Source organism: Asticcacaulis sp. P2_B1, assembly GCF_056404915.1.
In genome coordinates, this window is the sequence record NZ_JBFUDD010000009.1 from 181,954 (window position 1) to 193,494 (window position 11,541).

General features: G+C 60.4%; 11 protein-coding genes. 4 read left to right on the top strand and 7 right to left on the bottom strand.

The annotated features are described in order from the left end of the window. Position 1: 1 nt before the first annotated feature. From AC1DX3_RS17825 to AC1DX3_RS17850, 6 genes are all read right to left on the bottom strand, one after another. Positions 2–790: a type VI secretion system accessory protein TagJ gene (locus tag AC1DX3_RS17825; protein ID WP_476990673.1), complete on the bottom strand. Its 789-nt coding sequence runs from the start codon at positions 788–790 to the stop codon at positions 2–4. A 74-nt stretch (positions 791–864) separates the two neighbouring features. After that, a complete protein-coding gene (locus AC1DX3_RS17830) occupies positions 865–1,359 on the bottom strand; it encodes an Hcp family type VI secretion system effector (RefSeq protein WP_476990674.1) in 495 nt (164 codons plus the stop codon). 172 nt (positions 1,360–1,531) lie between these two features. Next, complete coding sequence (gene tssC, locus AC1DX3_RS17835; RefSeq protein WP_476990675.1) at positions 1,532–3,022, bottom strand: type VI secretion system contractile sheath large subunit; 1,491 nt, start codon at positions 3,020–3,022, stop codon at positions 1,532–1,534. 58 nt (positions 3,023–3,080) lie between these two features. Beyond that, positions 3,081–3,608: a type VI secretion system contractile sheath small subunit gene (gene tssB, locus AC1DX3_RS17840; RefSeq protein WP_476990676.1), complete on the bottom strand. Its 528-nt coding sequence runs from the start codon at positions 3,606–3,608 to the stop codon at positions 3,081–3,083. A 200-nt stretch (positions 3,609–3,808) separates the two neighbouring features. Next, entirely contained in the window at positions 3,809–4,852 is a 1,044-nt protein-coding gene (tssA, locus tag AC1DX3_RS17845; RefSeq protein WP_476990677.1) for a type VI secretion system protein TssA, read from the bottom strand. Positions 4,853–4,921: 69 nt separating this feature from the next. Beyond that, positions 4,922–5,593 (bottom strand): OmpA family protein, encoded by a 672-nt coding sequence (locus AC1DX3_RS17850; RefSeq protein WP_476990678.1) that lies wholly within the window; start codon positions 5,591–5,593, stop codon positions 4,922–4,924. A 215-nt stretch (positions 5,594–5,808) separates the two neighbouring features. Between AC1DX3_RS17850 and AC1DX3_RS17855 the strand changes: the two genes are divergently transcribed. The 4 genes from AC1DX3_RS17855 to AC1DX3_RS17870 are packed head-to-tail and all read left to right on the top strand — an operon-like array spanning position 5,809 to position 10,518. Continuing rightward, positions 5,809–7,896 (top strand): type VI secretion system Vgr family protein, encoded by a 2,088-nt coding sequence (locus tag AC1DX3_RS17855; RefSeq protein ID WP_476990679.1) that lies wholly within the window; start codon positions 5,809–5,811, stop codon positions 7,894–7,896. Between the two features lie 17 nt (positions 7,897–7,913). Beyond that, the gene (locus AC1DX3_RS17860; RefSeq protein WP_476990680.1) at positions 7,914–8,474 is read left to right on the top strand and encodes a DUF6931 family protein; all 561 of its coding nucleotides are present in this window, start codon (positions 7,914–7,916) and stop codon (positions 8,472–8,474) included. Between the two features lie 8 nt (positions 8,475–8,482). Further along, the gene (tagH, locus tag AC1DX3_RS17865; protein ID WP_476990681.1) at positions 8,483–10,120 is read left to right on the top strand and encodes a type VI secretion system-associated FHA domain protein TagH; all 1,638 of its coding nucleotides are present in this window, start codon (positions 8,483–8,485) and stop codon (positions 10,118–10,120) included. A gap of 8 nt (positions 10,121–10,128) precedes the next feature. Beyond that, the gene (locus AC1DX3_RS17870; protein ID WP_476990682.1) at positions 10,129–10,518 is read left to right on the top strand and encodes a VOC family protein; all 390 of its coding nucleotides are present in this window, start codon (positions 10,129–10,131) and stop codon (positions 10,516–10,518) included. A 2-nt stretch (positions 10,519–10,520) separates the two neighbouring features. Here the strand turns inward: AC1DX3_RS17870 and AC1DX3_RS17875 are convergent. Continuing rightward, on the bottom strand, positions 10,521–11,541 hold a 1,021-nt coding region (locus AC1DX3_RS17875), incomplete at its 5' end, for a hypothetical protein (RefSeq protein ID WP_476990683.1).

Genomic DNA, 11,541 nt, shown 5'->3' on the forward strand with positions numbered 1-11,541 from the left:
CCTATTTGAACTCGAGCTTGCGCAGGGACAGCAGGTCGCGATCATCGCCGTCCGACAGGTTCAGCACGTGTTGACCAATGCCGGCCTCGCCCATGGCGCTTTCGATCCAGTTAGTGGCGCGCGCCAGCATGGCCTTGGCATCGCCGGACGTTTCGGTACCGGGGTAGCGGGCGGGCAGGAAGCCCGCGACCGATTGGCCCGATTTGAAGCCGATCTGGACCGGATACCAGACAGTGTCCCGCAGGTCCTCGGGACCGGCACTGCGGATATATTCGAGGGCGTCGAAGGGCAGCAGGCCCCACTTGCCGGCGATAATGGCCTCAACCGAAGGACCGAAACGCGGGTCGGCGTCGGCGATCCAATCGAAGGCAACATCGTTCCAGGTGCCGGGGGTATCGGGAGCGGCTTCGAAGGCGCGGTTGCGTGCCTCTTCGGCCTCAGCCGTGCGGCCGGCCAGTTCGTGGCCGAGCGCCGTGACGAGGTCCTGGGACCACGGCTGCGACTTGGCCAACAAGGCCACCGGCTGCTTGCCGGCAAAGACCTCGGCGCGCATGATCTCAGCCTCGATCGCCTGGTTATAGGCGACGTTCAGCATCTGGGCTTCGGGCGACAACTGGGCAAGCGCGCTCAACTGGTTACGCGCCTTGGTCCACTCGGCCATCAGGCAGAACAGTTGAAACAAGAACATCCTTGCTTCGACATTGCCCGGGGCCTTCTTGACCAGATCGACCAGTTCGGCGCGCGCTCCATCCAAGTCGCCTTCGCGTAGCAAACTTTCGGCGAGGCTCATTGTTTATCCGTGCAGGAGGAAGCAGACAAAAAACGGCGCGGACGGGGTTTTGGCCGCCCGCGCCGGTATCAGGCTCAGGAGATCGGCTTGTTCTGACGGATATCGTAACCGTGAGAGACCTTACCACCCAGAGTGCCATCGTCGTTTTGCGGCAGGTAGTCAAAGACGACCGTGGCGAAGTTGAGCGATATTTCTTCCAGCGGCACGTCGCCCGAAGCGTTGCCGGTATTCTGGAAGCTGGACACCAGGATGTCGGTCAGCTTGATCAGATAATATTCCTGACCGCCCGCCTTTCCGCCGCCGGCCTTACGCAGGGTAATCAGCCCGTTCTTGATGTGCTCGCCGCTGGCGCAGAATTGCATCAGGGTCGGCGATGCCTTGTCGGCCTTCTTGGATATATGAATATCGGCGAACTCCGCCTTGCCGGCGCCGCCGCCGCCGCTACGCGAAGCCGACCCGACCTGGGCGACCGCGAAAGTGAACATATCGATGTCGATTTCGTCTTTGTGCTTGGAATCTCTGGACTCACCTTTAACGCCGTCCAGCTTAAGAAACATATCAACTGACATAGTTTTACTCCCTCAAAATGAGATTCTGGAATGGACCGCTCCCAACGCAGCGGCAGAAAGAAAGATACTCGCGTGACGCGGTCCCCGGCAGGGCCTGAAATTGGCCGCACCAGATGCTGTTTCACGTTGACTAATCTGCACGAAGACCCATTTCAGGCCGCCATGCGGAGTACTAAGCCCCCTTAGGCAGACGCGATACCATACTCATCGACACGTCCATGCCCTCCAGCTGATAATGCGGGATGAACAGGAACTTGCCTTTGTAGTAACCAGGATTTTCCTCATCCGGTACAACCTCGACCGAAGCCGCCTTCAGAGGCAACTTCGCCTTGGTTTCTTCAGACGACGAGTCCGGAGCCCCGTCGACATATTGCATAATCCAATTGGTCAGATCACGCGTCAGCTGCGGCGCTTCACGCGAACCGCCGACCCAGTCACGCACCATACACTTCAGATAGTGGGCGAAGCGACATGACGCGAAAATATAAGGCAAACGCGCCGACAGATTGGCGCTGGCCGTTGCCGCCGGATCTTCATAGGCCTTGGGTGCATGCACCGTCTGGGCGCCGATAAAGGTGGCCTGATCGGTATTTTTGCGGTGAACCAGGGACAGCAGACCCGAAGCCGACAACTCGGCTTCGCGGCGATCGGAAATGGCGATTTCGGTCGGGCACTTCATGTCGACGCCGCCGTCATCGGTCGGGAACATGGCCGTCGGCAGACCGTCGACTGTACCGCCGGATTCGACGCCGCGGATGCGCGTGCACCAACCCCATTCCTTGAAGGCGTCGGTGATCTTGACGCCCATGGCATAGGACGCATTAACCCACAGGTGGTTGTCGTGTTCGCCGCCGGTATCCTCTTCGAAATCGAAGCCTTCAACCGGATTGCTCTTGGCGCCGTAAGGCGCGCGGCCGAGGAAACGCGGCATGGTGAGCGCGAGGTAACGGCTGTCGTCGGTGGCCCGGAAACCACGCCAGGCGGCATAGTCGGTGGCGTCGAACAATTTGCCCAAATCGCGTGGCTGCGATAGCTCCTGCCAAGTGCTCATGCCCATCAGGCCGGGGGCGGCATTGGCGATGAACGGGGCGTGCGCGGCAGCGCCGATCTTGGACAGCCCCTTCATCACCTCGATGTCGGGCGCCGTATGGTCGAAAGCGTAATCGCACAGCAGGGCGCCATAGGGTTGACCGCCCAATTGGCCGAATTCGGATTCGTAGATCTTCTTGAACAGCGGGCTTTGGTCCCAGGCGGCGTCACGATACTGACGCAACATCTTGCGGACTTCGTCCTTGCCGATATTCATGACGCGGATCTTGAGATCCTTGCCGGTCGGCGTGTTCATGACGAAATAGTGCAGGCCGCGCCACGCCGATTCCAGCTTCTGGAACTCTTCGTTGTGCAGGATCAGATTGACCTGCTCGCTGAGCTTGCGGTCGATCGCCGACCGCATGGCGTCGAGCGTGGTGAACACGTCGTGGCCGATGACATTGGCGTCGCCCAGGGCCTGTTGAGCCAGAGTCTGAACGGCGGTTTCGATGCGCGACTTGCGCGCATCGTCGGTCGGTTTGAATTCTTTTTGCAGCAACTGGGCGAAATCGTCGAACGCGACCCCTGTTTCGCCCTGTGCTGCACTACCTGATTGAAGCGTTTCCTGCGCCATATTGCCCGTCTCCAAAGTGCTTTAAATCAGCTTGATTATTTCGCGCGGTTATTCCGGATTACGACTCGGAGGCCTCGGCACCATCGGCCTCGGCCTTCTTGCTGGCGGCCAGGGCCTTGAGCAGTTCCGGATCCTTGAGCAGCTTGTCGAGCAGATCCTGAGCCCCGTCCTTGCCGTCCATATAGATCATCAGGTCGTTGAGTTGCTGACGCGCTTCGAGCATCTTGTTTAGCGCCGGCACGCGCTTCGCGACCTCGCCCGGATCGAAGTCGTTCATGTTCTTGAAGGTCAGATCAACCCCCATCTTGCCTTCACCGGTCAAGGTATTGTCGACATTGAAGGCGGCGCGAGGCGCGATGGCCTCCATGCGCTGCTCGAAATTGTCCATGTCGAACTCGACGAAGTCACGCTTGTCGACCGGCTTTTTCTCGACCAGGCTCTTACCCGACAGGTCGGACATTACGCCCATGACGAAAGGCAGTTCAACCTTCTGCTTGGAGCCGAAGGTCTCGACCTCATACTCGATATGAACGCGCGGCTTGCGGTTCTGACTGATAAAACGCTGACCACTCTTGGATGCTGACATCGTAAACCCCTGCTAAGGTATGTGTCTGTTATGACAAGTCCGGCCAATTTTGGCCTTTTTGACGGCCCTGTGTTGTAATTTACAAAGTATCGAACGCCATTTTTCTTTTTACAAGCGAATTCAAGCTTGAACACTTATTTGTCACTACGAAAAGATCAAAAAACGCCGTTTCGTCACTTCCCGGTTGCAGCGTCACCCGGTTACCAGCCGGATTCGCTGCCGGACTCCGAATTATTGCGGTTGGAGATCAAGACTCGCTTGGCCTCCTCCATACTGTTAGGGGCAATATCCTCGAGCACGGCCATGAAGTCGAGCGTTACCCATTCGCGCGCTCGCTTCAAAGCCAGCGGCACGGGACTGGTCGGCTCGCGCCGGCGGTAATAGTCGGCGATGGCGTCAAGCGCCTTCATCACATCTTCGCGAGATTCAATCGACCCAGGCGCGCCCATGCTTGAGCGCCCGCCACCGCTGGACGTGCCCGAACTGTGACCAAGGTTTTCACTTCCGGCGTCGGCGGCCGAGTCGCCACTATCACCCACCCCACTCGGCAGGAAACCCGCCAGCGCCTTGCGGATACCCGCCAGGGCATCATAGGTCGGCTGAAAATTGACCGAGGTTTCACCGCCCGAATTGGCCGTCATCACCTTGTCGGCGCGGCCGAGACTGGCCTTGATGGCGTCGAGCTGCGCCGCCACGGCCTCGAGATCCTCCGCCGACGTTTCCTGCAAGGCTGCGCGGAACATGCCGTAGCCGTCCTCGCTGTCGCCGCCGCGCGAAAAGCGCTCGATATCGGCGCTGGAATATTCGCCGAGGCGCGGATGACGGATGAGGATGATGTTGCGCAAGGGGCCGAGGAATTCGCCGATACGCGTCAGGGACTCGACCGGGGTTTTACGACCCTGGAAGCCATATTCGTCGATCTGCGGGTGGACCTTGTCCCAATAGGTTTCGACCAGGCCGGCCAGGTAGTCCGCGCCGGTAGCGACGGTGGCCAACTGCGCCATACTGGCGCCGGCACGGATCAGATAGGCGGCCAGCCAGATGTCCTTGGTGCGTGCGCTTTGCTGCTCGATAAGCTTGACGATGGCGCGCCAATCGACGTCGCCATCATTGGCGCTGCCGCCCGAAGCCGTGCGTTCGAACGCCGCCTCGATCTCCTGACGCTCGCTGTCATAGGCCAGGTCCTCGCCGACGGGATTATCGTCGGATACGGGCGCCAGCAAGGTTTCGACATCCACCGCCATAAATTACCCCGAAGAGAAATAATCTCCCGGGCGAGACCCAGGAGATTATTGTGTTATCGATAAGATGTCTTAGTTCGCCCGCACCAGCTCGACGCGGCGGTTAAGGGGCGAGGCCTTCGACAGACCGGGCACTGGCTTGTCGGGACCGAAACCCTGGGCCTGCAAGCGGTCCTGCGACACGCCGTTGGCGGCGAGATAGTCGACGACCGACTGGGCGCGACGCTGCGACAGGTCAAGATTGGTCGCCCGCTTGCCGGAGGAATCGGTGTGCCCCTGGATGACGAACTTCATGCCCGCCAGTTGAGACGACTGCATGGCCTGGACATATTTGCCCAATTCGACCTTGGCGTCGGGGGTTAGGTCGGCCGAACCCAAGGCAAAGCGCACCTGCATGGTCAGCTCGCCCGTCGGCTGCTGAACCGGGGCATAGACCTTCTTGGCGGCCTTGGTATTGCTGCTGTAATAGGTCGGCTTTTTCGTTGCGCCCGTCGCGGTGGGCGTCGTCGGCTGCGGCGTCGCCACGCTTGGCGCGTGGGCCTTTTGCAGGCTGAACATCTTTTCGTCGCCAATCGCCTGTTTGTCACCGGTAGGCGAGGTAGCGTCGCCGCAGGTGCCGGACATTTGGCAGATAATATCGTCGGTCGTAGTCGCCGACTGGGCATTTGCAGGAGTCTGGCTCAAAACCAGACCGGTCGCCACCAGGCCACATACGCTTACAAAACTCAGAGTCTTCGCACGCATGATATTACACCTGTATAAAATAGCCCCGACAGTCCTAGCCATCGTTCAAAAGGGCAAAATACCCCATTTACAAACCGGGCGCAACTGGATTACTTTGGGGTAAAAGAATAAGATATTTCAGCGTAAAAATAACGTTTTCCGCCTGGGACGGCACTTCCAAGCGCCACATAGTTAGTCAAGGTCAGTCAAACTGACCGACAGTATGGAGAAGCGTCTTGTCCAATCCTAATTTCGCAACCATTGACATCAATTTTGGCGGCAAGGGCGTCGACCTGGTTCGGGTTGAGGTCAATGAAGGCCTGAGCGAACTGTTCGTCATTTCGGCCGACATTTTGACCAAGACCGAGATCGATCTGACCGAAAAACTGGGGACATCGGTCACTGTCACCATCCAGCAGGACGACGAGCCGCAACGCTATTTCAACGGGATTTACACCAGCGGCGAATATTTCGGCAAGTCGGAGGCGCACTATCAATACCGCCTGATCCTGCGGCCGATCCACTATCTTTATACCCACACCAAATTCTACGCCATCTACCAGGACAAGACGGCGTCCGACATCATCGAATTGACCACAAAGCGCTGCAACATACCCTGGAAGCCCTCTGCGGATTTCGGCATTTCGCGCGAATATTGCGTGCAATATAACGAAAGCGACTTTGCTTTCATCACGCGCCTGATGGAAGAAGAAGGCGTCTATTATTATTTCAAGCACGAAAAGGGCAAACACACCCTGATGGCGTGTTTCAATCCGTCGCATCACAGCGACGGTCATCCGGCCGAACTGGAATACAATCCGGAATCCGGCAATCTCCGCTACTCCGACACCCGCGGCGAGGCACCCGACTATTTCGTCCAGACCTGGAACGAAAAGGTGAGTACCAACACTGAGCAGACCGTCGTCTATACCGACTATATTTTCCAGGACGCTTCGAACATCGTCAAGCAGGAGGCGCCAGCAAAGGGCAAGGCGCGCGGACCGGCGACGAAGGTCTCTGTTCATGCTGGCACACGCGACCTGCGCGCCGATGCTGGCCGGTCGGCCAGCCATATGGAGTTGATCGAGTCGGGACGCCAGCTGTTTACCGGTAACGCCCTTACGCCGAACATCGCATGCGGCATGACGTTTACGCTCACCAAGCACGACATCGGCAGTTATAACGGCAAATATCTCCTGACGCGCGTCAATACCATCGCCTACGGCTCGGCTTTTGAGACAGATGGTGGAGGTGGAGACGATAGCGGCACCTTCTTCGAATGCGTCCGCGCCGGACAAACCTGGCGTGCGCCGATGTCGACACCGCGGCCATTGGTGTACGGTGCCGAAACCGCCATTGTCGTCGGTCCCCAGGGCGAGACCATCTATACCGACGAATGGGGCCGCGTACGGGTCAAGTTTCACTGGGAAAGCGGCGTTTCCGACGATCGCGGTCACGACCTGACATGCTGGATACGCGTCTCCAATACCGGCGGCCTCGGCAATATCATCCTGCCGCGTGTCGGCCATGAGGTTGTGGTCGACTTCCTGGGTGGCAATCCCGACCGTCCACTGATCGTAGGTCGCGTCTTCAACAGCGATAACAAGCCGATCTACGGGTTGCCGGGCAACAAGACGCGAGCTCTGTGGCGCACGCTCACCTATGGCGACAAGGATGCCGCGCTTGGCGACGGCGCCAAGGATCTCGACACCGGCAATCCCGGCGCCCACGAATTACGCTTCGAAGATTTGAGCGGCTCGGAGGAAATCTTCCTGCACAGCCAGCGCGACATGAATACGCGCATCCGCAACGACGAAAGCCTCCATGTCGGCCGAAACCAGCTGACCAAGATCGGCCAGGATTCCCAGCGCGAGGTCGGCCGCGACTCCCTGGTTAAGATCGGTAAGAATTCGACCGTCGAGGTCACCGAAAACGAAGAGCGCACCATCAAGGGCACCCACAAGACGACCGTCACGAAGGACACGACGATCACCTTGCTGGCCAATGCCGATTACAAGACGACCGGCACCAACACGGTCAAGGTCGATGGCGAGAACAAGGAAGAATACGGCGACAAGTCGACCATGAAGGTTGGCGATACGCTGAAAATCACCAGTGGCGCCGACATCCAGGTCGAGGCCAAGACCAGCATCAAGCTGACGGTCGGCAGCAATTCGATCGAGATCACCCAATCCGGGGTCACCATCAAGGGCATCATGCTCAGCTTCGAAGGCCAGGCCATGGCGGAGATGAAATCGCCGCTGACGACCGTCAAGGGCGACGGCATGCTGACCCTCAAGGGCGGCATCGTGATGATCAACTAGAAACCAGGGGAAACGACATGACAGACTGGTCGATGGTTCAATGGTCGCGGGCCCGTCAAATTACCCAGGCCATGGGAATCAAGGAAAAGGACAAGCAGACACCGGCCGTCGCCATGACGCCGCCGGAGCATTTTGCCGAGCTCATCGCGCTCAACAAGCAAAACGACGCCGTCCAGTTCCTGGCCCATGCTTTGCCGCGTTACGAAGCCATTCTATGGGCGGCTCAGGCCATGGCGACCCTGCGACCCAATGACGAGCGCGACCTCGATGAGGCGCGCGCCTTCGACACGGCGCATCAGTGGCTGCGTGATCCGACCGAACCCTTGCGCCGCGCCGCCGAAGTCCAGTTCCAGGCCATGGACGAAGCTTCACCGGAGAAATTCCTTCTTCAGGCCATCTTCCTGTCTGGCGGCTCGATGGCGCCCGAAGATTTGCCGCCGGTCCATCCATTGCCGGAAATCACCGCCAAACTGGCGGCGGCTGCGATCCTGATTACGGCTTTCGGCACACCCGATCCGGCGGCAGCCTTGACACGGGTCCTGCAAGACGGCGAAAAGCTGGCGCAGAGGGCTTCGTAGATTAAACAATGAAACTGACACTGACGATCCAGGGCCGCGACCGCCTCGACAACGGGCTTCCGGCGCGTCTTGATTTGGCCGAACGCGGCGCCATTATAGGCCGCTCGCCGACCGTCAGCTGGTGTCTGCCCGACACCAGCAACCACATTTCATCGCGTCATTGCGAGGTCAGTTTCCGCGACGGCGTCTATCTCATTACCGACACCTCGACCAACGGCACCTTCGTCAACGGCCAGCAATTGACCGCCCCCTATACGCTCAATACCGGCGATGCCCTGACGATCGGCGCCTACCAGATTTCGGTCGAAGTCGAAGGCCAAAGCGCAGCGGCCGGAGCTGCCGCCGGTGCGGCCAAACCGGCGGCCAGCGATTCCGCATGGGGCGCATGGGACACGCTAGGCGGCAAGACGCCGGCCAATCCGGTGCCGGCCGACGATTGGAACCGGGCGCCGCCGGGCGCTGCCATCAGCGGCACCGGGTCGATGTCGCAGAACTGGGCGCCGCCTAAAACAAGCAGCAGCAAGTCGACGGAGGCCGATCCGTGGGGCGCTCAGCCGCCGCCCGTTGCGCAACCTCCCAATACTTCGGCCGCGTCAGGCGCCTGGGGACCGGCGCCCTCCGCCGTTCCGGCCCCGCCGCCTCCGGCTGCCGACAGCTGGGGGCCAGCCATAGCCCCGGGCGACGATTCGTCGTGGGCACCTGCGCCCGACACCACCTCGCCGTGGGCGACCGAAGCCCCCCCACCTCCCCCGCCCGCTTCGCCATGGTCCAGCGCCATTCCCGATGCCGTCCCCGCACCCCAGGCCGACGATATCTGGGGCAGGTTCGCCGAAAACCATGTCGTCGACTGGGCGCGGGGCGGCTTCGGCCAGCCGGCGCCTGCTCCGGCGGCGCGCGACCCGCTGGGTCTCAACAAAAATGCCGACTTCGTGAGTTCCCTGCCGCCCGTGGCGCAGGATTGGGCCGGCGCCGAACAGCCCGACCTCGTCGAACCGGCGCCGGCTCCGGTGGCCGCGCCCGCACCGGTCCAGCCAAGGCCACCCGCACCTGTGCCGGCGCCTTCGGGTGCGGCCCTCGACGGGTTTCTGGCTCAACTGGGGCTTAGCGCCGCCGATCTAAAATCCGCGCCCGCCGACACGCTCGATGTGTCCGGCCTGGTCTTGCGTCGCCTGGTCGCTGGCATGGTCGTCATGCTGGAGGCCCGCGCCCGCGCCAAGTCCCAAATGGGCGCCCAAGGCACGGCCTTGACGTTCGAGGGCAACAACCCGCTGAAATTCGCCCGCACGCCGGAACAGGCCCTCGCACAACTGCTCAATCCGCCGGAGCGCGGTTTTATGACAGCGGAACGCGCCATCGAAGACGCCTTCCTCGACCTGCAATCGCACCAAATGGCGACCTTGCGCGCCATGCAGGGCGCCCTGAAGGCGACGCTCGACCGTTTCTCACCGTCGTCGATCCGCGAACGGGCCGAGTCCAAGGGCATCATGGCCAAGATCTTCCCCGACGCCCGCGACGCTGCCCTGTGGAAAGCCTATGAACGCGAATTCAGCGGTGTCGTCCAGGGCTCGGATGAGGCCTTTATGGACGTCTTCAGCAAAGAATTCCGCAAGGCCTACGAAGACCTGACGGCGAAGAAAACTTTCTGAGGTTTGTCATGACACTTGCTTCGGTCGTCGCCCGCCCCTTCCTGCCCGCAAAAGACTTCGCACTCAGCAAGGCCTTTTACGAGGCAATGGGCTTTGCCAAACTCCTGGATAGCGAAGTGGCGATCTTCTCATGCGGTGGGTCGGGCGGATTTATCCTGCAAAACGCCTACGTAAAAGAGTGGGCCGAAAACTTCATGATGCAGTTGATGGTGGAAGACCTGGACGTTTGGTGGACTCATATCGACGGCCTGGACCTGGCCGGACGTTTCGGCGTGACCCCGCCCAAGCCACCGCGGATGCAACCGTGGGGCCTCCGCGTCGCCTATGTTTACGATCCGACCGGAGTCCTGTGGCATGTCTGCCAGGCCAGACCCAATGCACCCCAGGATCAGGCATAAACCTACCCGTTCGGCACATCGTCCACCGTATCGATCCATATCATCTCCGCCTGCCAGCCGTTGGCCGCCGCCATATCGGCGAACGACTTCTGCCACGCCGCACCGCGGTTCGACGCCGGCGGCAGAATGAGGGTGTCGCGGAAAGGCCCCTTGCCCTTCAAGACCAGGATACCGGCCCAGCCGGTTTCATCCTGAACAAGATTCATCTCGTAACGCCCGTTGCCTTTGGAGGTGATGTTCCAGCTGGCCAGAAAGGTCTTGTCCGAAAGTTGTCCCAGGTTTTGCACCAGGGACTGACCTTCACCGCCTGTCTGCAGTCCGTAAATCGCCAGATCGGGGGTGGCGGGGTCGACGGTGAAATCGACGATCGGTTGGGCCAACGGCGTCGGCGACGAGCCATCTGCCGGGATGGCCATTTCCCATTTGACCTGCGGCGTGGTCAGCGACGTCGTGTCCTTCGACTTGATGCTGGCATAAGCGTTCAACAACGGACAGGCATTCTGCTGGCTGAGCGGCGCGACATCGTCGGTGTTCAATGTCGCCAGTTTCAGCCCCTTGGCGGCGACGGCATCGGAAATCACTTTTTGTACAGCTACGGCATCGCGCGCCACGCCCTTAACCGAGACATTGACCCCGGAAGCATCGCCGGTAAGGCCGCTGATGTCGAGCCAGGCACAGTCGGTTGTCGGCAAGACACCGGCAATGGCGGCGCGCGCCGTCGCGACCGGATCACCGGCAGCCACGATGGCCGGGGTGGCATCGGTGGCAGGCTTGGGTGGATGCTTGCCGCCAAATAATATAACGCCGCCGACGATCAGCAACAGGAGCACACCGGCCCCGCCGCCACCGATCATGAGCAGCTTGGGATCGATCTTGACCGGCGGCCCTGCGGGAGGCGCTGCTTTCGCCGCTGGCTTTGCCATGGGTTTTGGGGCGGCCTTGGGCGGCGTCGCGGCAGGCGCCGTCTCTACCTTCGCGCCATTGTCGATAAAGGCGATGACCTCGTCCATCGAACGCAAACGC